This window comes from Sorangium sp. So ce1153 (assembly GCF_051521595.1).
In the GTDB taxonomy this organism is placed as follows: domain Bacteria; phylum Myxococcota_A; class Polyangia; order Polyangiales; family Polyangiaceae; genus Sorangium.
In genome coordinates this window covers 6727501-6750369 of the sequence record NZ_CP150361.1, presented here as the reverse complement: position 1 = coordinate 6750369, position 22869 = coordinate 6727501, and the positions used below count along the sequence as shown (strand labels likewise).

The 22869-nt window shown below is 71.4% G+C and carries 19 protein-coding genes and 1 rRNA gene (1 of these 20 only partly in view); 9 read left to right on the top strand and 11 right to left on the bottom strand.

Translation table 11 applies throughout. The annotated features are described in order from the left end of the window. Window positions 1-48: 48 nt before the first annotated feature. The gene (locus WME85_RS24250; protein ID WP_437841364.1) at window positions 49-747 is read right to left on the bottom strand and encodes a fatty acid desaturase; all 699 of its coding nucleotides are present in this window, start codon (window positions 745-747) and stop codon (window positions 49-51) included. 327 nt (window positions 748-1074) lie between these two features. Between WME85_RS24250 and WME85_RS24245 the strand changes: the two genes are divergently transcribed. Further along, complete coding sequence (locus WME85_RS24245) at window positions 1075-2124, top strand: SRPBCC family protein (protein ID WP_437841361.1); 1050 nt, start codon at window positions 1075-1077, stop codon at window positions 2122-2124. A 42-nt stretch (window positions 2125-2166) separates the two neighbouring features. Here WME85_RS24245 and WME85_RS24240 read toward each other — a convergent pair whose 3' ends face one another. Then, window positions 2167-2604 (bottom strand): hypothetical protein, encoded by a 438-nt coding sequence (locus WME85_RS24240; RefSeq protein WP_437841359.1) that lies wholly within the window; start codon window positions 2602-2604, stop codon window positions 2167-2169. A 267-nt stretch (window positions 2605-2871) separates the two neighbouring features. Between WME85_RS24240 and WME85_RS24235 the strand changes: the two genes are divergently transcribed. The 3 genes from WME85_RS24235 to WME85_RS24225 all read left to right on the top strand — a co-directional run bounded on the left by WME85_RS24235 (window position 2872) and on the right by WME85_RS24225 (window position 5853). Next, the gene (locus WME85_RS24235) at window positions 2872-3159 is read left to right on the top strand and encodes a hypothetical protein (RefSeq protein WP_437841356.1); all 288 of its coding nucleotides are present in this window, start codon (window positions 2872-2874) and stop codon (window positions 3157-3159) included. A gap of 5 nt (window positions 3160-3164) precedes the next feature. Next, window positions 3165-3689, top strand: a complete 525-nt coding sequence (locus tag WME85_RS24230; protein ID WP_437841353.1) for an HNH endonuclease — start codon at window positions 3165-3167, stop codon at window positions 3687-3689. Window positions 3690-4002: 313 nt separating this feature from the next. Then, the gene (locus WME85_RS24225) at window positions 4003-5853 is read left to right on the top strand and encodes a M2 family metallopeptidase (RefSeq protein ID WP_437841351.1); all 1851 of its coding nucleotides are present in this window, start codon (window positions 4003-4005) and stop codon (window positions 5851-5853) included. A gap of 142 nt (window positions 5854-5995) precedes the next feature. On the opposite strand, the gene WME85_RS24220 is transcribed toward WME85_RS24225, so the two are convergent. The 5 genes from WME85_RS24220 to WME85_RS24200 all read right to left on the bottom strand — a co-directional run bounded on the left by WME85_RS24220 (window position 5996) and on the right by WME85_RS24200 (window position 12654). Then, complete coding sequence (locus tag WME85_RS24220) at window positions 5996-6298, bottom strand: DUF3817 domain-containing protein (protein ID WP_437841349.1); 303 nt, start codon at window positions 6296-6298, stop codon at window positions 5996-5998. 77 nt (window positions 6299-6375) lie between these two features. Beyond that, window positions 6376-7629, bottom strand: coding sequence for a ferritin-like domain-containing protein (locus WME85_RS24215; protein WP_437841346.1), 1254 nt, complete (start codon window positions 7627-7629; stop codon window positions 6376-6378). A 37-nt stretch (window positions 7630-7666) separates the two neighbouring features. Further along, a complete protein-coding gene (locus WME85_RS24210; protein WP_437841343.1) occupies window positions 7667-8956 on the bottom strand; it encodes a cytochrome P450 in 1290 nt (429 codons plus the stop codon). 69 nt (window positions 8957-9025) lie between these two features. Then, window positions 9026-11122: a substrate-binding domain-containing protein gene (locus WME85_RS24205; RefSeq protein ID WP_437841341.1), complete on the bottom strand. Its 2097-nt coding sequence runs from the start codon at window positions 11120-11122 to the stop codon at window positions 9026-9028. Window positions 11123-11214: 92 nt separating this feature from the next. Further along, window positions 11215-12654: an alpha/beta fold hydrolase gene (locus WME85_RS24200; protein ID WP_437841339.1), complete on the bottom strand. Its 1440-nt coding sequence runs from the start codon at window positions 12652-12654 to the stop codon at window positions 11215-11217. A 161-nt stretch (window positions 12655-12815) separates the two neighbouring features. On the opposite strand from WME85_RS24200, the gene WME85_RS24195 reads away from it, so the two are divergent. Together WME85_RS24195 and WME85_RS24190 are read left to right on the top strand one after the other, a co-directional pair. After that, a complete protein-coding gene (locus tag WME85_RS24195) occupies window positions 12816-13748 on the top strand; it encodes a LysR family transcriptional regulator (protein WP_437841337.1) in 933 nt (310 codons plus the stop codon). Window positions 13749-13919: 171 nt separating this feature from the next. Beyond that, window positions 13920-14429 carry a hypothetical protein gene (locus WME85_RS24190; RefSeq protein WP_437841334.1) on the top strand — a complete coding sequence of 170 codons (510 nt, stop codon included), beginning with the start codon at window positions 13920-13922 and terminating at the stop codon, window positions 14427-14429. Between the two features lie 667 nt (window positions 14430-15096). Here the strand turns inward: WME85_RS24190 and WME85_RS24185 are convergent. Both WME85_RS24185 and WME85_RS24180 read right to left on the bottom strand, forming a co-directional pair. Beyond that, the gene (locus tag WME85_RS24185; RefSeq protein ID WP_437841332.1) at window positions 15097-16089 is read right to left on the bottom strand and encodes an SGNH/GDSL hydrolase family protein; all 993 of its coding nucleotides are present in this window, start codon (window positions 16087-16089) and stop codon (window positions 15097-15099) included. Between the two features lie 141 nt (window positions 16090-16230). Next, window positions 16231-16938 (bottom strand): DUF1349 domain-containing protein, encoded by a 708-nt coding sequence (locus WME85_RS24180; RefSeq protein ID WP_437841329.1) that lies wholly within the window; start codon window positions 16936-16938, stop codon window positions 16231-16233. 131 nt (window positions 16939-17069) lie between these two features. Between WME85_RS24180 and WME85_RS24175 the strand changes: the two genes are divergently transcribed. Next, the gene (locus tag WME85_RS24175) at window positions 17070-17459 is read left to right on the top strand and encodes a hypothetical protein (protein ID WP_437841327.1); all 390 of its coding nucleotides are present in this window, start codon (window positions 17070-17072) and stop codon (window positions 17457-17459) included. Between the two features lie 152 nt (window positions 17460-17611). Here the strand turns inward: WME85_RS24175 and WME85_RS24170 are convergent, their stop codons facing one another. Next, window positions 17612-19150, bottom strand: a complete 1539-nt coding sequence (locus WME85_RS24170) for a hypothetical protein (RefSeq protein ID WP_437841324.1) — start codon at window positions 19148-19150, stop codon at window positions 17612-17614. Window positions 19151-19566: 416 nt separating this feature from the next. On the opposite strand from WME85_RS24170, the gene WME85_RS24165 reads away from it, so the two are divergent. Beyond that, on the top strand, window positions 19567-20043 hold the full coding sequence (locus WME85_RS24165) for a mechanosensitive ion channel domain-containing protein (protein ID WP_437841321.1): 477 nt from the start codon (window positions 19567-19569) through the stop codon (window positions 20041-20043). A gap of 5 nt (window positions 20044-20048) precedes the next feature. Here the strand turns inward: WME85_RS24165 and WME85_RS24160 are convergent, their stop codons facing one another. Then, a complete protein-coding gene (locus WME85_RS24160) occupies window positions 20049-20951 on the bottom strand; it encodes a hypothetical protein (RefSeq protein ID WP_437841318.1) in 903 nt (300 codons plus the stop codon). Between the two features lie 1337 nt (window positions 20952-22288). Between WME85_RS24160 and WME85_RS24155 the strand changes: the two genes are divergently transcribed. Further along, window positions 22289-22869: ribosomal RNA gene (locus tag WME85_RS24155) — 16S ribosomal RNA — on the top strand; it runs 976 nt beyond the window's last position.

The following is a 22869-nucleotide window of genomic DNA, read 5'->3' as shown; positions in this document are numbered from 1 at the left end:
GCGCAGGCCAGGCCAACGAGGGCTGGGGCTCCTCTCACGGCCGCTGTCTCACCGGCGGTGAGGGGACGGGACGGCGAGGCGGCTGCAGGGGAGGCCGGGGATGCGGTGGTGGCGCTCGTGGTAGCCGAGGCTGAGCGCGATGGGCGAGCGGGTGAAGGCGAGCCGGCGGGCGGCGGCCAGCATCCAGGCCGGGGCGTTGTGCGGGATGTACGCGGCCCACACGGCCATGGTGAGCTGGAGGGCCGCCGCGGTGGCCGCGACGGCGAGGAGCGCAGGCTGCCGCGACGCGAGCAGGAGCGCGAGCGACGCGAGGTTGAGCGCGGCCTCGGCGAGCTGGTGGCGGCGGCCGGAGGGGCCGGCGGCGCGGAGCGCCTCGGCGCGGAGGGCGACGGCGGCGAGGGGGGCGCCGAGGAGCGCCCGCAGGAGCGGCAGGCGCGCGGGGGCGCCCTCGATGTCGTCGGGCGCGAGCGGGCGGGCGTGATGGCGCAGGTGCATGAGCCGCAGGGCGTGGCCGCTCATGAGCATCACCGCCGCCGAGAGGGTGAGCGCGATCTCGTTCGCCCGGCGCGGCAGGCGGAGGGCGCCATGGGCGACGTCGTGCATCAGGGCGAAGGCGGCGAAGAAGAGCGCGCCGCCCGCGGCCGCGGCGAGCGCCGCGCTGTCGATGCGCGAAGCGAGGGCGACGCCGGTGGCGCAGAGGCTGATGCGGGCGATGTGCAGGGCGAGATCGCCGACGCGAGGTTTCATGGCGTGCTGTGGTTGCGACCGCCGTGCCAGCGAGCGCGGGCCGGCGCGGCGTGACCGGCGCGGGCCGCGCTTGGCGCGCCCGGCGGCGCGCCAGGGCGCCGGCACGCCCTCCGCTGTCCGCGCGGACGACGAGCCGGGTGTCCACGGCGTGGACAGCCACGAAAGCGCGTGGACAGCGCGCGGCCGACGCGCGCGCTTTCAGGCAGCGGATCGGGGCGCGCACCGCAGCCGCTCGGGTTGGTGAGCGGCTTGCAAACGCCAGAGGCGGGGACAAGGGCGGGCGACCCCGCTCGGTCCGGGGCCTTCGGGCCCAGGGATGGATGCACCATGGCCACCGCGTCACTTCTCCTCGCCGTCATCAGCCTCCTCGGCGCGTTCGATATCGCCTACTTCCACTGGTACCGGTGCCGCCTCGCGGACCGCGTCGAGTCGCGCGTCGAGGGGTGGCTCCATGTGGCGCGCGGGTTCATCTATGCGCTCCAGCTCGCGCTCGTGCCCAACATCCAGCTTCACGGCGCCTTCTACGCCGGCTTCGTGGCGCTCTTCATCGCCGATATCGGCGTCGCGATGGCCGACGTCGCCGTCGAGCCGGCGTCGCGGCGCAGCCAGGGCGGCCTGCCCGGCGGGGAGTACCTGATGCACATCGCGCTGAGCGTCCTCGTCGGCGCCTACCTGCACGCGGTCGCGCTGGACTCGCTGGCGTGGCGGCACCTGCCCTCCTCGGTCGTGTACGCGCCTGCGGGCGTCCCTGGCTGGCTTCGCGGGCTGCTCGGGCTGATGGGCGCGGGGGCGGCGCTCGTCGCGGTGGTGGAGGGGCTCGCGCTCGTCGAGCAGCGCCTGCCCCGACCTGCCCCGATCCACGTCCGCGTCCGGCTCCGCACCACCGTCGAGCGGCTCTGGGAGGTCACGCAGGATCACCGGCTCCACCCGAGCTGGGACCATCGGTTCAGCAGGATCTTCATGCTCGGGGAGGTCATCCAGACCGGGACCGCGATGCGCTACGAGAAGGATCTGCTCGGCCTGACCCTCCGCGGCGGCGGGCGATACAAGCTCCACCGGCCTTGTCAGCAGTCCACGTTCGAGTTCTGGTCGGAGGATCCGCGGTCCTTGATCCGCAGCGGCGTCGGGCTCTGGCTGTACCGGCCTGCGGCGGATGGGTCCGTGGAGTTCTCGACGTCGTACACGTACGAGGTGCGCTGGGGGGCGCTCGGGCGGTGGATCGATCGGGCGGTGTTCCGGCCGTTGTTTCAGCGCGAGACGGAGCGGAGCTTCCGGCGGCTCGCGGAGCGGTATTTCCCCGAGGGGGCGTCGGGGGTCGCGGGGGCGCGCGGGAGGAAGCCGGTGCGCTTCATCGACGGAGGCTGTCTGGTCAGGTGACGTGCTCGTGGGCTGCGGGCGTCTCGGCCTTTCGTGCCTTCCTCAGGAGCGAGCGCCTCGAAGGCGCGCGCCGGCCCAGGCGCACGGCAGGGCGACCGCGATGTTCGCGAGCGAGTACCAGGCTGGGCCGAGCTCCCACATCAGGATGGCGCCGAGGGTGGCGAGCGCGACGCCGACGAGGCCGAGCGCGAGCGCGTGGCGCATCGGGCGGGCCGGCGCGAGGCGGGCCGCGACGTAGCAGCCGGCGGTGTTGAAGGGGATGCGGTAGGCGAGCGCGAGCACGAAAAGCGAGTCGGCCATGCGCTCGCCGTGCGGCGGGAACACGCCGGATGCGTGGAGCGCCAGATCCACGGCCGTTGTGATGAGGAAGGTCGAGAAGAGCCCGCAGAGCACGGCGCCGACGCTGCGGAGCGGGGTCCGGGTCGGGGCGGCCTCGGTCGTGACGGTGAGCGTTCCTTGATGGGCTTCGATGGTGTTCATGGTGTCCTCGTCCGCGGGATGTCGCGCCGTCTTTGGCGCTACACGGAGACGTCGGAGCTGCCGGCGCTTCCTCGACATCGGCGACGACGATTTTTGCGAGCCGGTGGGCGACCCGCTCCCCGGGCTAGGGTGCCAACCCATGCTGGAGTCAACCCGACCCAGGTTGAGGTGGCGCCGGCTCGGCGACCGGACGGACCCGGTACAGGACGACATCCGGGGGTGCCATGCGACCGCCACGCGGATGCCGCGATGTGCTACCATCTCCTGATGGACTCACCGCGATCGGGCGCAGGGCAGGAGAGCGCCATCCTCGGCCGCCTCATCCGCCCCGAGCGGGACGACCTCTCCCCGGAAGCTGCCCGGTCGATCCTGCAGCTCGCCTTCGACGAGCAGGATCGCGCGCGGATGCATGAGCTCGCCCTGAAAGCGCAGCTTGGCGAGCTCACTGCCGAGGAGCAGGCCGAGATCGAGAGTTATCGCCGCATCGGACGGCTCGTCGATCTCATGCACTCGAAGGCGCGGCGATCGCTGAAGCGGGCCGGAGTCGCTGCTTAAACTGGATGGACACCTCGCTGGTGGCGCTGGTCACCCAGCGCGCAAAAGCCGTCTGCGAGTACTGTCAGCTTCCACAGCCCCTCTCGTCGATCCCTTTCGAGATCGATCACATCATCGCGCAGAAGCACGGCGGAGTGACTGTTCCGGAGAACCTCGGGTTTGCGTGCTTCTACTGCAACAGCTACAAGGGCCCGAACATCGCCGGGATCGATCCAGAGTCTGGGCGGATCGTGCGCCTCTATCACCCGCGCAAGGACCGGTGGAGCAAGCATTTCGCTGGGATGGACCACTCCTCGTGGGCAGTTCCGCCATCGGACGCGCCACCATTGCTGTGCTTGCGATCAACCACCCCGACGCGGTCGCGCTACGAGCGTCACTTATCGAAGAAGGGGTGTTCCCGCGGACGGCGTGAGCGCTTCGGACCGCGTCAACGTCACCATCCGGCAGGTCGCAGGCGCGGCCTGGTAGCTGCGCGGCTCCACGAGCGCCGCTGTCCGCCCGCGATCGAACGCGAGGTGTCCTGGAAATGACGAGCGTCCCGGGACCGCGCCGGAGATCACCTGTCCTCCCTGATGCTGCCCAGGCTCCGTGTCGTCCGTTTCCGGCGCGCGCACGGAGCTCGACGCGCGCGCGGAGATCGTGAAATGGACAGGAATCTTCGCGCGGTGACCCCGACTCGGACGCGCGCGCCCCGCCTCGCCGCCATGAGGGTTGCTCGAGCCGGCGAGCGGCCTTAGACGCCGATCAGGATCGCGGCGCCGAGGCGCACCCCACAATCCATCGATATCGGGGTGGAAGGACGGCTCCACGCCGGAGATGTCCGCGACCGAGGAGCAGCGGGAAATGATGCGCATGGTTCCGGTGTTCGCCATCGCCTTGCCCTGCGGCGCGCTCGCGCTCACGGCGGCCTGCTCCGATCCAGCTCCTCCCGTGTCGCCCGCGACGCCGCGGCCCGATTCACCGCCGCGGCCGACGCCGGACGAGGCGGCGCGGTTCGTCGACGCAGCGGAGTCGGAGCTCCACCGGCTCAGCACCGACAACAACCGCGCGGCGTGGGTCGCGTCGACCTACATCACGGAAGACACCCAGATCCTCGCGGCCGCGGCGAGCGCGAAGCTGCTTGGAGCGCAGGCCGACCTCGCCGAGCGGGCGGACCGGTACCGCGGCCTCGAGCTGCCTCATGACGTCCGCCGCCGGCTCGATCTCCTGCGCACGTCCCTCACGCTCTACGCCCCCGCCGACCCGGCGAGGACCCAGGAGCTCGCGACCATCGCGTCGAGGCTCGAGGCGATGTACGGGGCGGGCAAGTACTGCCCCGCGGGCGGCCAGTGCCTCGACCTCGAGCAGCTCGGCAGGATCATGGCCACGAGCCGCGATCCCGAGGAGCTGAAGCGGGCGTGGGTCGGCTGGCGCACGGTGTCCGCGCCCATGCGCGGCGACTTCGCGCGGCTCGTGCAGCTGGCGAACGAGGGCGCCCGCGAGCTCGGGTTCAAGGACACCGGCGACGCCTGGCGCTCCAAATACGAGATGCCGCCGGGCGCGCTGCCGCGGGAGGTCGATCGCCTCTGGGAGCAGGCCAGGCCGCTCTACGACGCGCTCCACTGCTACGTCCGCGGCCGGCTCGCCGCGAAGTACGGCGAGGACGTCGTGCCCGGCGCGCGCCCGATCCGGGCCGACCTGCTCGGCGACATGTGGGCGCAGGACTGGAGCAACATCCACGATGTCGTCGCGCCCCAGGGGGCGGCGCCGATCTACGATCTCGGCGCGGCGCTCCGCGCAAAGGGGCTCACGCCGATCGAGATGGTGAGGACGGGTGAGCGCTTCTTCGTCTCGCTCGGGTTCGACCCGCTCCCGGCCACCTTCTGGGAGCGGTCGCTCTTCGTCAAGCCGGCTGATCGCGACGTCGTGTGTCACGCGAGCGCGTGGAACATCGATGACGAGGACGATCTGCGCATCAAGATGTGCATCGACGTCACGGCCGACGATTTCTATACGATCCACCACGAGCTCGGACACAGCTTCTACCAGCGGGAGTACAACCACCTGCCGTGGCTGTACCGCGACAGCCCCAATCCCGCGTTCCACGAGGCGCTCGGCGACACGATCGGGCTGTCGGTCACGCCGGAGTATCTCCAGCGGATCGGGCTCGTGGCCGAGCCGCCCCCCGCGTCGAGCGACATCTCGCTCCTCCTCAACGAGGCGCTCGGCAAGGTGGCCTTCCTGCCGTTCGCGGTCCTCGTCGACCGGTGGCGCTGGGGGGTCTTCTCGGGGGAGATCTCGCCGCCGGACTACAACCGGGCGTGGTGGGATCTCCGGACGAGGTACCAGGGAGTCACGCCGCCGGTGCCCCGCTCCGAGGCGGACTTCGACCCGGGCGCGAAGTACCATGTCGCGGCGAGCGTGCCGTATATCCGGTACTTCTTCGCTCACATCCTCCAGTTCCAGCTCCACCGCGCGCTCTGCGATGCGGCGGGGTACAAGGGGCCGCTCCACCGCTGCACGATCTACGGCAGCGCGGCGGCCGGCGAGAGGCTCCGGCGGATGATGGCGATGGGGCGGAGCCGCCCGTGGCCGGAGGCGCTCGAGGCGGTGACCGGATCACGGCAGATGGATGCGGCGGCGATGCTCGACTACTTCGCGCCGCTCAAGGACTGGCTCGACCGGCAGAACCGCGGCAGGACGTGCGGCTGGTAGAGGGAAGGGCGCTGGAGCGGGCGCCGCCGCCCGCGCAGCGCGTTGCCGCCTCGGGCGCCGTGTTTGCCGGCGAGAAGCGCCCCCATCCCCGGAGCCAGGGGGCGGCTCCGGGGCGGGCGGTGACGGCGGCGTGCCCGCCCGCCTACGGCGTTGGGGTCGTCGCGATCTCGCGCTGCAGCGAGCGATCGAAGACAAACGTCCCGAAGGGGACGACCGACGACACGAAGGCGAGCGACGCGCGGCCGAGGGACCACCGGCGCGCGACGGCGGCGCGAAGGAGCGCGGCGAGGAACAGCACGAAGAGGAGGCCGTGGGCGCTGCCGACGACGCGGACGGCGAGCGGCAGGCCGGCGAGGTACTTGAGCGGCATCGCGATGAAGAGCAGGAGGAGATAGGACAGGCCCTCGAGGATCGCGACGAGGCGGAGCTGGCGAAGCGCGGTCATGGCGGGAAGGTAGGCCAGGCGGCGGGAAAACTCATGTGCGCCATCGCACCCCCTCGCGCGGGCGATGCAGGGGCCGATCACGCGGGCGGCGCCGGGACGCCGCGGCCGGCGCCGGCCGCGGGGGAGGGGAGCGGCGCGGACAGCAGCGCCTGCGCGCACGGCGCGATCACCTCGCGCACCGCCTCCAGGTGGCAGCGCGCCCGCTCCGCCTCGGTGAGCCGGCCGTGGTCGCGCCACGCGGCGGCGTCGATCCCGGCGCGCTCCGGGCCGCGCGCGGCGAGCGCGCCAGCGAGCGCCTCGTCGAAGGCGCGCGCCACGGCCGCGCGCACCGGCTCGCCGCCGCGCGCGACGGCCCATCGCACGAAGGCCCATGCGAGCTCGGCGTGGGCGGCCTCGTCGGCGGCGATCCTGTCGAGGGCGCGGCGCGCCTCCGGGTCGCGCGCGCGGTCCCGCTGCGCGCTCGCCTGCAGCGCGGCCAGCGTCTCGCCCACGCAGCCCTCGCGCACCGCGCTGACCGCGGCGCTGGCGAGCGTCGGCGCGTCGAGCGCGCCGTCCATGGCGAGCGGCCCCGGGCCGAGCGACCGGCCGGCGTAGCGGCTCGCGAGCGTGAAGCAGGCCCGGGCGTGCTGCAGCTCGTCCGAGAGGGCGCGGTGCGCGGCGTCGACGAGGGCAGGCGGCGCGCCGAGGGCGAGCAGGTCGAGGGCGAAGCGCGCGAAGGAAGCGATCGACGCGTGCTCGAGGCGCGCGTCGGCGAGCCACGCCTCGGCGAGGGCGGCGCGCGTCGCCGCATCGAGCGAGAGGGCCTCATCCGCCGCGGCGTCGAGCACCCAGTCGGCCCGCGCCTCGACGCCGGCGAGGCGCGGCTCGCCGCCCACGAGGAACGGCCGGCCGCACGCGCCGATGCCCGGGTCGTTCGTGTCGTAGCAGCACTGGCCGTCCTCCAGCCTGCCGTTCTCGTAAGTCACGCAGGACACGGGGTTCGGGTGGTACTGGCTCGGGCAGGTCTCGGCGCTTCCCCCCGCGCCGCCGGTCCCGCCAGCGCCCCCGCCGCCGGCGCTGTTGGCGCTCGCCCGGACCTCTTCCGGCGAGAAGCACCTCGTCTCCGAGGAGGTGCCTTGACCGCCAGCGCCGCCCTGACCGCCGGCGCCGCCTTGACAGACGGAGCTGCTCTCTGCGCCCGCGCCGCCGGTCCCGCCCGCGCCGCCGGCCTCGCCTGGGCATGTAAACACCACGGTAGAGGTGTTGTTCAGGCAGCCGAGCGCCAGCGACAGGCTCGTGAACATGCCGGTTCCGACGATCTGCATGATGCGCGCGCGCAGCTCACTGCTCATGTCATCTACCTCCCTGCGATGTGCCGTCTCCGGCCCCTCAGTTTCTGCCGAGCGTCACGGGCACGGCCGCGGGCTTGCGGAAGAACATGCTGGGCGCGTAGCTCGGGCGCCCCTCGCCAGCCAGCCGCAGGCCAGGGAACGCCGCGCGCAGCGCCTGCACGGCGCACCTCACCTCGATGCGCGCGAGGGGCGCGCCGATGCAGGTGTGCACCCCCCAGCCGAAGCCGAGGTGCCGCCCGCGCGGGTTGACCGGGCGACCCACGTCGAACCGCTGCGGGTCCGGGAACACCGAGGGGTCGTGGTTGGCGGCGCCGAAGAACGCGAACGCCGTGGCGCCGGCGGGGATCTCGACGCCGCCGACGACGGCGGGCGCCTTCGCGCGCCGCGGCTCCATCTGCACCGGCGCGTCGATCCGGAGCGTCTCCTCGATGGCCGCCTGGAGCAGCGCCGCGTCGTTGCCGATCGCGTCCCAGAGCGCGGGCGCCTCGAGCAGGCGGAGCACGAGCGAGCCGATGAGGCTCGCCACGGTCTCGTAGCCAGCGAAGAACATGACGATGAGATGGGAGATCATCTCTTCCATCGACAGCGGCGCCTCGCCGTCGACGCGGGCGCGGATCAGGGCGGTGATCAGGTCGTCGGCTGGCTCGGCGCGGCGTCGCTCGATGAGGTCGGCCAGGTAGCGCTCGTAGGAGACGAACCGCCGCGCCGCCTCGACCTTCCGCGCCGTGTCGACCCCGGGCTCGTACAGCTTGAACCGCTCGTCCTGACAGGCCCTGAGCAGCGGCGCGTCCTCGATCGGGATCCCCACCAGGGCGGCGATGATCTGCAACGGGAGCGGGAAGGCGAGCGCTTGCATCAGATCCACCGGGCCGCCGCCCGGGGCCATCGCGCGCACGAGCGCTTCCGCCGTGGCCGCGATCGTGGGCTCGAGCGAGGCGACCCGCGCGGGCGTGAACGCCCTGGAGAACAGCGCCCGCGCGCGCGTGTGTCCGGGAGGGTCGTTGTTGAAGAGCGCAGGCGGCATCTCGTAGACCCCGCGCCGGAGCTCGACGGCCACCTCCTCCGGGAGATCCGGCGGCAGATCGAGGATGTGCGCCGAGGAGAACACGACCGGATCGCGGAGCACCTGGGTGACCTCGGCGTGGCCGGTGACCAGGTAGGCGGAGAACGCCTCGCTGTAGGCGACCGGCGCCTCCCGATGGGCCGCCTGATAGAGCGCGCGGGCGGGGCTGTCCGCGTAGGCCGGCGAGAATGGCTCGAACAGCGCGCCGACCCGGCGCAAGCTGTCGGCGACCGGCGACCCATGACCCGTTTGCTCCTCAAGCATGGATCCCGAGCGTACCTGGTCCGGTGATCGAGGAAAAGGCGGGAGGACGGGGCGCCAGAGCGCCCTGGATCACGCCGTCAGCTGCCGGACCGCGGCGGCCAGCGACTGGAAGATCGATATCCCGCGCAGCTCGATCCCGAGCTCGACCATGCTCTGCGCCATCCCGGGACCCACGCCGACGAGGCTCACGCGCGCCCCGAGCAGCCGGGTCGCCTGCGCCGTCTGCACCAGCGCCGCCGCGGTCTCCGCGTCGACCAGCGGCACGCCGGTCACGTCGAGCAGCACCCACCGGGCGCCCTCCCGCGCGACGCCCGAGAGCACGGCTTCCAGGATCTGCTGCGCTCGCGCCGCGTCGATCGCGCCGATGAGCGAGATCAGCAGCACGCCGGGCAAGAGCGGGATGACGGGACACCCGAGCTCCCGCACCGTGCTCGCGAGCGCCCGCTCTCGCTCGTAGGCGGCGGCCAGCATGTCGCGCTCCGCGTGCAGCGCGGCCTCGAGCTCGTAGCGCTCGAACGCCGCCGCGAGCAGCGCCGTCCACATGCCCAGCGGCTGGAGGTTGTCCGCGAAGCTCTCGGTGTGCAGCCCGCCGACCACCAGCGTCCCCCAGTCGCGCCGCGCGTTCACGATCGGGATCAGCACGAGGTAGCCGCTCGGCTCCTCCGGCGCGGCGGCCTCGATCAGCTCGGGCGGCGGAAACACATCGGCCGGCGCCCGCTGCCGCACGAGCGCCTCGAGCCCCGGCTCGCGGGCGCGCAGGCTGTCGATGATGAGCTCGGGCCCGCCCGGGCCCGGATCGTCCGCCCAGAGCGCCACGCACGCCACGCGCATGGTCGTATGGCGCAGCCACCCCAGGCGATCGTCGCGCCACGTCTGCTTCGACGCGAGCAGCATGCTCGTCTCCATGCTGGTGCGGACCAGCCGCTCGAGGCTCTCCACGCTGCGGCGCTCCCACGCCGCGAGCGCCCGCTGCTGCGCGAGGTGCATCCGGTCGAGGAAGATCTCCACCCGGCGCGCCGCGTCCGGATCCTCCGCGCCGGCGAGCTGCCGCGCGGCGGTCCGCTCGACCTGCTTCACCGCCGCGCGGAGGACCTCGATCCGGTCGTTGTACGCGACCGCGGCGGCGAAGGCGCGCTCGAGCTCCTGCGCGTCCGGCAGCGCCGCCCCGGTCAGCGCCGCGCCGAGGCCTTGCACGACCACCTCGACCTCGAACCAGACCCGGGGCGCCTGGTCGAACGGCGACGGCGTCCCCCCCGCGAGCAGGACGTTCAGCTGCCGGGACAGGTCTCCTTGCCAGTCGCCCGCCGGCCCGGCCGGCTCCGGCGCGTTCAGCGCGGCCTCCCACGCGGCGCCGACGCCGCACGAGCGCCGCAGCACCAGCTCCGCGGGGACGCGGGTCACGAGCTGCTCCGGGGCGCGGCCCTCGATCATCTCGACGAGCCGCTGCACGGCCGTGCTCCCGAGGAGCTCGGGGTTCTGCCGCATCGTGGTCAGCGGCGGGTCGAAGTGCTGGGCCGTGGTGATGTCGTCGAACCCCACGACGGCGATGTCCTCGGGCACGCGGTAGCCGCGCGCCCGGATCGCGTTGATGGCGCCGAACGCCATCTCGTCGTTGCCCGCCACGATCGCGTCGCAGAACCTGCCGTCGCGATCGAGGAGCGCCCCGAACCGCTGCTCCGTGTACGAGATCGAGCACTGGTCGAAGCTCGAGAGCAGGTTGAGGTCGGTCGCGAGTCCGCGCGCGCTCAGCGCCTCCTCGAAGGACCTGGCCCGCTCGATGAAATCATCCGAGCTCGACAGGCCGATATAGGCGAGCCGGCGGCGGCCGAGGCCGACGAGGTGCTCGACCAGCCGGTGGATCGAGTCGCGGTTCTCGGCCCGGACGACCGGATAGCGCGCGCTGAGCGCAGGCGCGCAGAAGAGCACGGCTGGCGTCGCGTCGGAGAGGAGCTCCTCCAGGCCGTCGCACGTGTACATCGCGACCCACCCGGCCACGCGGCGGATCCCCAGCCCGCGTCGCGCGACGCTCCGGGGCGACCCCTGCAGGATGATGATCCGGTAGCCGCGCTCCCGCGCCGCGCGGTGCATGCCGGCGAGCGCCGCGGAGTTGAACGAATTGTCGATGTAGACCGCCGCGACCCCGATGACGTCCGATGTGTTCCGCATCACGTTCTCGGCCCTCGCGCTGGCCGTGTCCCGACTCTATCGGACGTGCCCGATCCCGTCTCCGCCGGCGTGCCCGGTGGGCTCCCGCGAGGTCACGTCGGCGGAGCTGCGTCCGGAGCGGCGAACGCGCGGATCTCCTGGATCATCTGCTCCGCGGCGTCCTCGAAGAAGAAGTGGTCCGCGTCGGGGAGCTCGATCGTCCTGTGGCGCGGAAAGACCGTCTCGAAGCGCTCGAGGTCGCTGCGGGGGAACCCCACGTCCTTGAGCGCCCAGAAGATGAGCGCCTCCTTCTGCGCGAGCCGCGGCAGGCCAGCCTCGACCTCGGCGAAGTAGTCGTTCGCGGCCGTGATTTGCCCTGGATAGAAGGCCGCGATGCCGCGGCGATCGAGCGGCAGGAACGGGCGGACGTAGACGTCGGCCACCTCGGCGGGCAGCTCCCGGACGATCCCGTTCTCGATCCCCAGCGCGGCGAACGCGTTGAAGTTCACCTGCGCGAACTCGCCGATCGGGCCGCCGACGATCATCGAGAACTTGCCGCGGGGCGTGTCCGTGCTCGTCGGCCACGCCCACGTGCTCCCGAGGACGACGCGCCGCACGAGCTCGGGCCGGCGCCCGGCCAGCCCGAGGCCGATGGGCCCGCCCCAGTCCTGCATGACCAGCGTCACGTCGCGGAGGCCGAGCCGATCGACGAGCTCCTCGACGACGAGGCTCTCCTCGCGCGGCGTGTAGCCGAACCCGGCCGGCGCCTCGGACAGGCCGAAGCCCGGGTAATCGGGCGCGACGCACCGGTGTGACCCTCGGAGCCCGCGGATGAGGTCGCGCCACTGGAACGACCACGCCGGGTTGCCGTGCAGGAAGAGGAGCGTCTCGCCCTCGCCCTCGTCGACGTAATGGACGCGCGCCCCGCTCGGCAGCTCGAGGAACCGGTGATCCGCGTCGAACATCGCGCGCGGGATCTCGAAGGCGAGCCCCTGGGGACCGCGCGGCGCGGCGCGCTCGCTCGAGAGCGCGCCGGCGAGGCCGAGGAGCTCGATCGCGCCGAGCGCCGCGACGGCGGCCGTGCCGGCGCGCGAGGGGCGCTGTCGATCGACGACGCGCACGACGCGCACGACGCGCACGAGGCGCGGGACGAGCAGCGCCAGCGCGACAGCGACGCACGCCACGGCGGGGAGCGCCGCAGCGGCGAGGCCGCGCGGGCCGGCAGCGGCCATCCCCAGGAGGGCGCCGGCGGCGAGCCCGGCGAGGACGGCCGCCAGCGTCGCGCGCGGCCGCGCTGAGCGCCCGGCGAGGGCGCGGTAGAGGAACGCCGCCGCGACCGCCGCGACGACGCAAGCGGGGGTGACGACCGCGTAGCGGAGCGCGGGGAAGAAGGCGATGCCGCGCGCGTGCGGCGCCGCCAGCACGGCCATCGTGGCCAGCGGGACGACGGAGACGGACGCGACCAGCCCGGCGCGGAGGACGCGCAGCGCCTCCGCGCCGGTCCATCTCATCGCCATCGTGTCGATCGGGGTCGCTCTGACTTCGGTGATCAAGGGGGGCCTCCGGCGGGTCGAGATCGTCGTGATCGCTGTCGTTTTCGCCGCGCGCGTGGCCGGAGCGGGGGACCGTTCCGCGGACCGGGCGCGCTGCGCTGACGAGCCCATCCTGGCGCCCGGTGCCTTCATGTTTCCAATACATGGTATTCATCTGAGCCATGCAGGATGAGCATGACGCGCGCGAGCTGGCCGCCCTGGACCTCAACCTGCTGGTGGTGCTCGACGCGCTGCTCGCCGAGCGCCACGTCACCCGCGCCGCCGCGCGCCTCGGCATGACCCAGCCGGCGTGCAGCCACGCGCTCGGCCGGCTCCGCCGCGCCCTTGGCGATCCGCTGCTGGTGCGCGGCGCGCGCGGCGCGATGCTGCCCACGCCGCGCGCCGAGGCCCTCGGGCCGGCCCTGCGCGCCGCGCTGCGCGGGCTGGCCAGCGCGATCCGCGGCGAGCCGCGCTTCGACCCCGCCACCGCGCGGCGCACCTTCCGGATCGCCACCGGCGACTACGCGGAGCTGGTGCTGCTGCCGCCGCTCCTGTCGCTCCTGGCCAGCGCGGCGCCCTCCGTGGACGTCTGGATGATGCCGCTGGCGCTGACCCGGGACGGGGTGGTCGCGCAGCTGACGTCGGGGGCCGTCGATGTGGTGATCGGCCCGCCGCGCCGCGGCTGGCCCGACGACCTCTACGTCCGCCCGCTCTTCGAGGAGCGCTTCCGCTGCGTGGTGCGGCGCGACCACCCGGCGGCGCGCGGCCGCCTCACCCTGGACCGCTACTGCGCGCTCTCGCACCTGCTCGTCGCGCCGCGCGGCACGCCGGGCAGCCTTGTCGACGACGCGCTGGCGGCGCTCGGGCGCGCCCGGCGGATCGCGGCGACGGTCCCGCACTTCCTCGTGGCGCCGCACGTCATCGCGGCCACCGACCTGATGGCCACCCTCGGCGCCCGCATCGTCGACGCCACCGCGGCGCCGCTCGGGCTCGCGGTGCTGCCGCCGCCGCTCGAGCTGGCGGGCTTCTCGTTCGCGATGATCTGGCACGAGCGCACGCACCACGATCCGGCGCACCGCTGGCTGCGCGACCAGGTCGCGCGGGCGGCGTCCTGAGGGGCGCGAGGCGTCTTCGCCCGGCGATCATCTCCCGAGCGGGGACGTCAAACCACCTCGCCTCGTGACCGCCGCTCCTCGAGAACGTCGCGGCGACTTCATGCCTTCTTTCCCGCCGTCAAACTAGCCGTCGATCGAAGGGCGGTGTTCACATGTTGTCTTCGAATCGCCATGGCGCGGTCGTCAGAGTCCATCGACGGCAGGCTGTCGCTCGCGTCGTTCGAGGGGCAGCTCCACCCGATCACGGCGCAGGAGGCGAAGGGGCACGGGCTCAAGGCCTGGCCGAGCTACGATATCCAGGGCGACGGGGTGAAGTACTATCCGTCGCTCACCGCGGCCGAGGAGCCCTCGTCGGCCTCGGACCCGGACGTGCGCTACAGGCTGCTCGACGCGTACGGGCCCGACGGCCTGTGGCCCCGCCGCGGCCTCGCGACGCTGTTCACGTCGAGCGGCGCCTTCCTCGGCGACCGCGGCGGCAACTGCGGCTCGGGCTGGTCCTTCTACTGCCCGACGAACGCCGCCAACGCGCCCTGGGGCTGGGACGACGGCGACGACGGGCCCATCGTCCGCGGGGAGATCGCGACCGATCCGGCCAGGCTCGCCGCGCACTACTTCAGCGTGCCTGCGGGCTTCTCCACGACCTACTCGTTCAACCCGTTCCGCGGCGTCGGCTCGCCCTGAGCGACGGCGCGGGCGCGCGGCCTTGGCGTGTGCGCGTGATCTTGCCAGACGCGCGACCCTGCGCGTGCAGGGACACAGGGCCACGTTGAATCTCTATGCCGCCCTCACGGCAGCATCGTGCGTCGTGCCCACCGCTGGTCGCTTATTAAACCTGATGTCTTACCAGGAGAATGGATGAAACAGGCCTTGGGCTTCGGGAGCTGGCGCCGGCCAACACGTCGTCTCGTGCCGTAGTGGTCGCCTCGCTCGCCGAGACGCTCACCCGCGCGGTCGCACTCGGGGACGAGGTGGCGGCCCGCGTCGTTCACGAAGCAATCGGTCGGCTGCTCGGGCTGCCGGTGGCACCGGAGGGGTGAGCAAGCCTGGGCCGAACGTTGAGCCTGCTGCTCGCGACGCCGACGCGCCTGCGTCACCGGGCGCCTTGCGGCGCAGAACGGTGCTTTTCCAGTGCGGTGGCCGCCGCGTGGACGCTGGGACAGCGTGCTGGAACATCGGTCGGCTCGCCGAGCGGAAGCCGCGTCGTGCTGCCATTCGTTCTTGATACCAGGCGAGGTGATTGCGCCGGGGCGAACCAATAGCCGGGGTTACGCCGCGAGCTCCTCAATTTCGGATCGAACGGCGTGCGCCGCGAATCTGCTCGAGCGTTGGTGGCGTTCGCCTTTCGATTTCAGCGGAGGTACGGACTCAACGCCTCGAACCAAACATCGGCCATGCGGTTATACCCTGCCTGGTTCGGGTGGAGATTGTCGCCGAGGAGGGTCTGCCTGTAGTTCGTGTCGTTGGTGAACGCTGTGTACATGTCCACCAGCACGATGTGCTGCCCCATGCTGACGCGCGTCGAAACCAGGTCGGGCATGGCCGCGTTGTAGGCCATGATGGCGTTGTTCGTGCCGTCCGTTCTCGTCGGCACGATCTGCGCGAGCACCACGAGGATGTTCGGATCACGCATGAAAATCGAGTCGAGCAGCTTGCCCAGGCGATTCGGTGCGTCCGCAAGGTTGATGTTGCCGTTGATGTCGTTCGTTCCGATCATCAACGTAATGATGTTGGGCTGGTAATTCGGAATGCTGGTGCCCACGAGCTTCGCGATGCCGTTGTTGCCCTCGATCGTCCAGCCGCCGTGACCCTCGTGGTTCCTCGGGAACGTCACTCCGTCCACCATGGGCACGCTGTAATCACTGGCGGAACCGACGAAGGTGATGTCGCGGTCCGCTTCGAGCGCGAGGTGGAACAGCGGGGCGCGGTAGCCGCCGGCGACGTTGAAACCCTGCGTGATTGAATCGCCGAAGGGCATGATCTTGCAGGGGCCGCTCGCCGGGCAGGGCTGGAATGCCGGGCCGCCGCCCGCGCCAGCGCTGCCCCCTGCACCTCCGTTGCCCGCGGTACCTCCGCCACCGTCGCCCGCGGTACCTCCGCCACCGTCGGATACGCCGTCCATGCCACCCGAGCCCGCTCCGCCGGCGCCCCCGCCGGCCGCGCCCCCGCTGGTTGCGCTCGAGCCGGAACTGCCGGGCGAGCCGCCACCCGACGCTGTCCCGCTGCCGCTCGTGGTCCCCGTCGTCGTGCCCGGCGAGTCGGCGCCGTCACTGCACGCTGCGACGAGCAGCACCACACACGTGAGGACGGCGGAAGAAGAGAATTTCAGGCGGTGTACGAGCATCTGCTACGCATAGCACGATCGCGTACTCCACCGCGATTGTGGAGCGCAGCTTATCGAAGCTGCCGTCATCGTTGAAAAATTTCATCGCGATGGGACGTCGGTCGAGGCAGCGCGCGCTCGCGCCGTCGCGCGGCTCGTCCTTCACACCACGTACGTGAGCGGCAAGGTCGTCGCGGCCAGCGGCGGCATCTGAGCGGCGCGCGCCAGCGCCTCGTCGCTCGCGGCGTCGCCGCTGCGGAGGTCGCCGAGCCGGCGCGGCGTGAAGCGGATGTCGTCGAAGACCGCGGTGCACCCGTCGCCCGCCGGCGACTGCGCCGAGAAGCCGACGCCGAGCTCCGTCGCGATGCCGAGCGAGAAGCTGCGGATGACGCGCCACGTCGTCCCGTCGGTGGACGCGTGGAACGCGCACGTGCGCCCGAGGCGCGAGGCCCGCAGCCACACGTGGTCTGCGTCGACGGCGAAGGACGTGCGTTCGTCCGACCGGCCGCGGGTCACCACCGACACGACCGTCGGCACGCGCTCCGCGGAGAGCTCGAAGGAGAGCTTCGCCCACGCGCGCTCGTGCGCCCAGAGGAGCAGCACGCCGGCGTCGCGCACGTACGAGAAGCCGACGGTCACCCGCGCGCTCGCGAGGAAATCCCCCTGCGGCGTCCCGAGCAGCCGCGGCGCGTTGAGGACGCCGGTCGTGCGCTCGGGATCGAGGAACAGGTCGGTCTTGCTGCCTGCCGTGACGATCAGGCTTGATGCCCTGCCGACGCTCCAGCTCCTGGGCGGCACGTCCCAGCGGAGCGGCGTCGGTAGCGGCGCCAGGTACACAGCTTCACCCACGTCGTCCCCCTCCCCCTGCATGACGCGATGCTACCAGAAGATTGCTCCTTCCTTGTCGATGAATCGTTCCTGTGTGTATGCAAGATCTCAGGACCATGCGAATTACCGTCGTTCTGGCATCCTGCTGTCTGGCTGGAAGCCTTGTCGGCTGCTTGAAGCCGAGGCGTGGTCCGCCGGAGTTCCTGCTCGGTCCGGGGGCGGTGCGGGGGAGCGGCAACGTCTATGTCGACGCGGCGGCGACCCTCGCCGCCGGGGCCGGGGCGACCGTCGCGAACCGCGAGGCGTACGACATCTGCTACGCGTCGTGCCAGCGCGGGACGGCGTGCGACCCCGCGACGGGGCTGTGCGTGCGCCTGCCGTGCGGAGGCGAGTGCCCGGCCGACCGCCGCTGCAAGCTCGTCGAGGGGAGGGAGACGTGCGTCCTCGAGGCGCCCGATCGCGGGGCGGCGGAGCCCGGGGCGGGGGAGCTCGGGCCGCGGGGCGCGGCGGGCGTGGTGGATGGCGGGGCGGAGGTCAGGAGAGAAGGAGATGAACCGCCATGACGCCAAGGACGCCAAGAGAGAAGAGATGAGAGAGGGGTGAGACGGAGGACGGGTGACGAGAGACGGAGAGCGGCGAGACGGAGAGCGGCGAAACGGGAGACGCGAGAGAGCAGGAAGCGATGACTGCTCTCTCTCTCTCCGCGAGTGGCTCACTATCGCCGCGACAGATCGAGCAGCGCCCTCGCCCGCGAGTAAGCGATGTACGGGTTGTCCCCGGACCCGCCCAGATCGTCTCCGTCCTCTCCCGCGCCCTGCGGCCTCACCGGGATCCAGAAGTAATCCGGGTGCATCTGCTTGCCGTTCACGCCGTTGGCGAGCGTGGGGTTCTTGATCCACTCGCCGCCGAGCACCGTCAGCCGGTCGTCGAGCTCCAGCACGTAATGGAGCTCCGACGACACGGGCGGCACGTTGCGCAGCGCCCCGGGCAGGAGGAGCGACGCGGGGCTCACCTCGTCCGAGATCATCCCGTAGCGCGCCGCGACGCGGACGAAGCGCCGCGCGCTCGGGTTGAACCGGTAATTGTAGCAATCGGCCCCCTGGTACCCGCCGCTGCAGACGAGCCGCGCCGCCTCCTGCGCGCTCACCTCCGCCATCGTGTCGATGGTGAACGACGTCACCGGGTAGCTCCACACCTCGCGGTGCCACGTGTAATCGACGACGAACGAGCGCCGCCCCCGCCCGCTCGACGCGGAGCTGATCGAGCTCGCGCCGAGGCCGAGGAGGCCTGTCATCGCGACGTGCATCGTCCCCGGGTTCAGGTCGCGGCACGCCGGATCGACCGGCCGGCCGTAGACGTCGCGCGCGACGAGGTCCTCCCGCGTCTCGCAGCGCCGCCCCGAGAAGGTGGCGGCGTCGTGGTGGTACAGCTCGGTCATGAGCGCCTCGATGTCCGCCATGTGGAACAGGACACACCCGGTCTCGACCGACGCGCACTCGACCAGCGTGTTGCCGGAGCGCTTCACGCGGACGTCGCGCCGCGGCGGGCCGCCGCCCTCGGCAACGACGTAGGCCGCCCAGCCGTTGCAATGGCCCCACCAGTACTCCGGGGTGACGCCCTGGTACATGCCGTGATGCCGCAGCTCCCAGTACGTCGTCGGCCCCGCCACCCGCGTCGCCCGGGGAGCGCGCGACGTCGCGCTCGGCCCCTCCGGCTGGCTCCTCTCGCCGGTGACCGCGCCCGCGGCCGGCTCGATCGACCGCGCCTGTCCCGCGTAGAACAGCAGATCGTACTTCTCCGCGGGCGAGAGGTTGTCCGGATCGGACCTCAGATCGCCGTAGTCCTTGACCGCGGAGTTCCACCGGTCCGCGATGCCGTTCCTGCTGTGAGGCCACCACTGCGAGGCGAAGGGCCCTGTGGCCTGGCCTTGCAGCAGGCTCGAGTTCAGCGCGACATAGGAGCCCCTGAGCTCCGGGTGCAGGCTCGTGGGGAGGTTCGCGCCGTCCATCGCCTCACGCGTCCCGCTCAGGGGGATGAGGAGCGTGTGCCCGCCGCCGAAGCGCGGACCCGTCTCCGGCGAGAAGCCGAGCACGTACGGTATCGTCCCTCCCTCGATGAAGCGCGCCTCTCTCGGCCTCGCGCTGGCATCGAGAGCGGCCGAGCTGTCGCGCAGCTGCTCCTGCTCATCCACGTCCATACAACCCAGCGCGAGAACCGCTGAGCTCACCGCCATCGCCCCGATACGCATTTTCATGGCTGCTCCCCCCGATGCACGCCTACCATGTGCCACCCGCGTCGCCGATGTCTGCAGAGGTCGGGCCACGGGAGAGGTGGATGCATCGCGCAATCGATGCACGCGCGCACAGCCGCGCTGCAGCGATGGTCTCGTTACTCCTTTGCGTTCTCCTTTGGGCCCGCGCGCGTGCGCTCCAGACGGCCGCGCTCGCTCGCGCCCCTCTGGCCGCTTCGGCTGCGCGGCGGCCGCCTTGCGCCTGAGGTGGTCTCGCGCTGCGGGCACGTCCTCGTCGCCTGAGGTGGTCTGTCTCTGTGGGGCACGTCCTCGTCGCCCGAGGTGGTCTCTCGCGGGGTCACGTCCTCATGCGAGCTCGGCCGTGGCGCGCCGCGCGAAGCCCTCGACGTCCTCGCGCCCTGGGCGTATGCGTCGCCTTCATGCAGGTGGCCGCCGGCCTCTCGGACATCTCGGCGAAGCTCGTGGACAAGGTGTCGCTGTGGATCGACACGCTCGTCGTCATGTTCCCGAACCTCGTCGTCGCCGTCGTGGTGGTGACGGTGGGCTGGGGGCTCGGGCGCCTCGCCCGGCGGCTCGTCTACGGAGCGCTGGAGCGGCTGCACACGCCGCACAGCGTGAACGCCCTCGTCTCGTGGCTCGCCAGCATCGCGGTGCTCTCGGGCGGCCTGATGATCGCCCTCGGCATCCTCAACCTCGAGAAGGCCGCCACGTCGCTCCTCGCCGGCGCCGGCATCGTCGGCCTCGCCCTCGGGTTTGCGTTCCAGGACCTCGCCGCGAACTTCATCGCCGGCGTCTACCTCGCCGTGCGCTTCCCCTTCCGCGAGGGGGACCTCATCGAGACGAACGACACCCTCGGCATCGCCGAGCGGATCCGCATCCGCTCCACGATCATCTGATCTCCTCACCGGGAAGCCGAGCCGCCGGGGTCGGCCACGCGGGTCCAGCGGTCGAGCCAGGAGATGAGCGGATTGCCCGAGCGGCCCGTGGGCGCCGAGCGCACGGCGGCGCCCACGCGCTTCATCCACGCGAGCTCCTCGGCGTCCATCGGACCGCGCGCGAGCGCCTCCAGCGCCTCGCGCACCTCGTCGGTGGTCTTCGCGCCGCACAGCGCGACGTCCACGTCCGGGTGCGTGAGCGCGAACCGGTAGCAATCCGAGCCTCGCGGGGGCGGCTCTCCAGGGGGGATGAGCCGCGGATCGAGCAGCGCTCCCCAGCGCGTCGCCGTGTACGCGACCACGCCCGGCCGCTGTCGCGCGCCGTCGCCGGGCGCCGCCGGGCCGGGGCCGAGGTGCGGGAAGACCTCGGTCTCCGCGCCCGGGTGCGCCGCGTTGTACCGCACCATGATGGCGCCGTAGGTCGGATCCGCGATGTAGCGCGCGAACGTCGCCCGCCGGTGGCAGGAGATCATGATGTGCCGCGCCTTGCCCGCCTCGCACACGCGCCGGGCCGCATCGACGATCCGCGTATCCGGCGGCTCGTTCCACCAGCCGAGCAGGAGCACGTCGGCGTGGTCGAGGCCGAGGCGGCGCAGCGCGAGCTCGACCGAGGGGCGCACGAGCGCCGCCACGCGGGCATACGTCTGGACGACCACCACGAGCTCGGCCCGCCTGGACCTCGCGAGGTGGCGGACGGCCGCCCCGAAGTCGGGCCGGCGCAGCGAGCCCCAGTAGAGATAGTTGATGCCCTGGTCGACCGCCCACTCGACGTCCCGGCGGCACGCGCCGTTCGACGCGAGCCCGAGGCGGCTGACGCGGAGGCCAGTCCTTCCGAGCGTCGTCCTCTGGAATCCGGAGCGGTTCGTCATGGAGTTCGTCCTTGTGCGCCGCTCGCGGCGCGCGTGGCGGCAGCGGTGTGGACCGGCCGAATCCGGCGAGCTCGCCTGTCGGGCAGATCCGCAGTTGCGTGGCGGAGCATAGGCGATTCGGAGGGACGGAGACGCGAGGTCGCTCTCGATGCGGTGCTGTTCAGGTCGAAGGGCCTCGCCGCTTCGTCGAGGCTCCTATGAAGGAGGTGATGGCCGCTGATCGACAGAGCAGGCGAGCTCGACCTCGACGACACCGCTTGCCGGGCCGGACCTTGCCGGGGCAGGTGACGTGGGTCGACGCGCGACCGCGCAGCTGCTCGCAGCTGCTCGAGGAGAGCGCCCCAGGGCGCTTACACTGCGGACGTGGGTCTTATCCAGGCGGAGCCGCCGCAACGGGCGGCATCCGGGAGCGCGGGGCGGGGCACGCCTCGCCTCCGCGGGCGGCCCGGTCGACCTCCCTGGCGAGCCCACTCGCCGCGGTTGACACATTCTCGAAACATCAGTAAGTTAGGCGTTGCCAATCGGCGGAACCGGAGAGCGAGCAGCGGAAACGCTGCAACTCTGGACCGCTCGGTCGACCGTCCTCGGCAGAGGTGGTCGATAGCATCGCGACAGGTCGTTCAACGGCCTGCTGCGAACAGGCGAAACCGGGGAGCTCGGCAGCGAAAGCGCTGCAACTCTGGCCACCCTGGAGCGCCTGGTCGACCCTCTCGAAAGAAAGGGTTGACGGCTTCGAGACGGGCCGTTAGAAAGCCCGCCCCGAATCGGTGGGCCGGAGAGCTTCGCAGCGAAGGCGCTGCAACTCCGGGCTGCCTGGTAGGTGGTCGACCTTCTCGAAAGAAAAGGTTGACAGATTCGAGACGGGCCGTTAGAAAGCCCGCCCCGAATCGGTGGGCCGGAGAGCTTCGCAGCGAAGGCGCTGCAACTCCGGGCTGCCTGGTAGGTGGTCGACCTTCTCGAAAGAAAAGGTTGACAGATTCGAGACGGGCCGTTAGAAAGCCCGCCCCGAACCGACGGAGCCGGAGAGTCGGCAAGCGAGAGCTTGTGCCTCCCTGGGCCGGTCGAAACGGTCTTCATCCGAGATGAGCGACGCGACGGACGCGACCTGAGAGGGTGGCGGCCAGCCGCGGAGGCACCTCCGAAGATCGGTACGGATTGCAGATTGTCGAGGCGAGCTGACCCGCGGAAGCGGGCTGATCTCCCTCCTCGGTCCTTGAAAACTGGGTTGTATGCCTACGAAGTGACGTGGGTCCCAAGGCGAGCGCAAGCTCGACCTCGCACGTCAGAAATGGCGAGCAAGTCAGGCGGTCTTAGCCACCGTCTGATGCAACAGGATTTAACTGGAGAGTTTGATCCTGGCTCAGAACGAACGTTAGCGGCGCGCTTAACACATGCAAGTCGAGCGAGAAAGGGCTTCGGCCCCGGTAAAGCGGCGCACGGGTGAGTAACACGTAGGTAATCTGCCCCCAGGTGGTGGATAACGTTCCGAAAGGAGCGCTAATACAGCATGAGACCACGTCCTCGAAAGGGGATGAGGTCAAAGCCGGCCTCTTCATGAAAGCTGGCGCCAGGGGATGAGCCTGCGGCCCATCAGCTAGTTGGTAGGGTAATGGCCTACCAAGGCGAAGACGGGTAGCTGGTCTGAGAGGATGATCAGCCACACTGGAACTGAGACACGGTCCAGACTCCTACGGGAGGCAGCAGTGGGGAATCTTGCGCAATGGGCGAAAGCCTGACGCAGCGACGCCGCGTGAGTGATGAAGGCCTTCGGGTTGTAAAGCTCTGTGGAGGGGGACGAATAAGGGTTGGCTAACATCCAGCTCGATGACGGTACCCCTTTAGCAAGCACCGGCTAACTCTGTGCCAGCAGCCGCGGTAAGACAGAGGGTGCAAACGTTGTTCGGAATTACTGGGCGTA

Bases quoted from the DNA above. Each gene is read 5' to 3' on its own strand.
- WME85_RS24235 (WP_437841356.1), top strand. From the start codon at position 2,872: ATGGACTCACCGCGATCGGGCGCAGGGCAGGAGAGCGCCATCCTCGGC.
- WME85_RS24215 (WP_437841346.1), bottom strand. From the start codon at position 7,629: ATGAGCAGTGAGCTGCGCGCGCGCATCATGCAGATCGTCGGAACCGGC.
- WME85_RS24210 (WP_437841343.1), bottom strand. From the start codon at position 8,956: ATGCTTGAGGAGCAAACGGGTCATGGGTCGCCGGTCGCCGACAGCTTG.
- WME85_RS24160 (WP_437841318.1), bottom strand. From the start codon at position 20,951: ATGACGAACCGCTCCGGATTCCAGAGGACGACGCTCGGAAGGACTGGC.
- WME85_RS24165 (WP_437841321.1), top strand. From the start codon at position 19,567: ATGCAGGTGGCCGCCGGCCTCTCGGACATCTCGGCGAAGCTCGTGGAC.
- WME85_RS24195 (WP_437841337.1), top strand. From the start codon at position 12,816: ATGCAGGATGAGCATGACGCGCGCGAGCTGGCCGCCCTGGACCTCAAC.
- WME85_RS24225 (WP_437841351.1), top strand. From the start codon at position 4,003: ATGATGCGCATGGTTCCGGTGTTCGCCATCGCCTTGCCCTGCGGCGCG.
- WME85_RS24230 (WP_437841353.1), top strand. From the start codon at position 3,165: ATGGACACCTCGCTGGTGGCGCTGGTCACCCAGCGCGCAAAAGCCGTC.
- WME85_RS24245 (WP_437841361.1), top strand. From the start codon at position 1,075: ATGGCCACCGCGTCACTTCTCCTCGCCGTCATCAGCCTCCTCGGCGCG.
- WME85_RS24240 (WP_437841359.1), bottom strand. From the start codon at position 2,604: ATGAACACCATCGAAGCCCATCAAGGAACGCTCACCGTCACGACCGAG.
- WME85_RS24250 (WP_437841364.1), bottom strand. From the start codon at position 747: ATGAAACCTCGCGTCGGCGATCTCGCCCTGCACATCGCCCGCATCAGC.
- WME85_RS24185 (WP_437841332.1), bottom strand. From the start codon at position 16,089: ATGCTCGTACACCGCCTGAAATTCTCTTCTTCCGCCGTCCTCACGTGT.
- WME85_RS24180 (WP_437841329.1), bottom strand. From the start codon at position 16,938: ATGCAGGGGGAGGGGGACGACGTGGGTGAAGCTGTGTACCTGGCGCCG.
- WME85_RS24205 (WP_437841341.1), bottom strand. From the start codon at position 11,122: ATGCGGAACACATCGGACGTCATCGGGGTCGCGGCGGTCTACATCGAC.
- WME85_RS24170 (WP_437841324.1), bottom strand. From the start codon at position 19,150: ATGAAAATGCGTATCGGGGCGATGGCGGTGAGCTCAGCGGTTCTCGCG.
- WME85_RS24220 (WP_437841349.1), bottom strand. From the start codon at position 6,298: ATGACCGCGCTTCGCCAGCTCCGCCTCGTCGCGATCCTCGAGGGCCTG.
- WME85_RS24190 (WP_437841334.1), top strand. From the start codon at position 13,920: ATGGCGCGGTCGTCAGAGTCCATCGACGGCAGGCTGTCGCTCGCGTCG.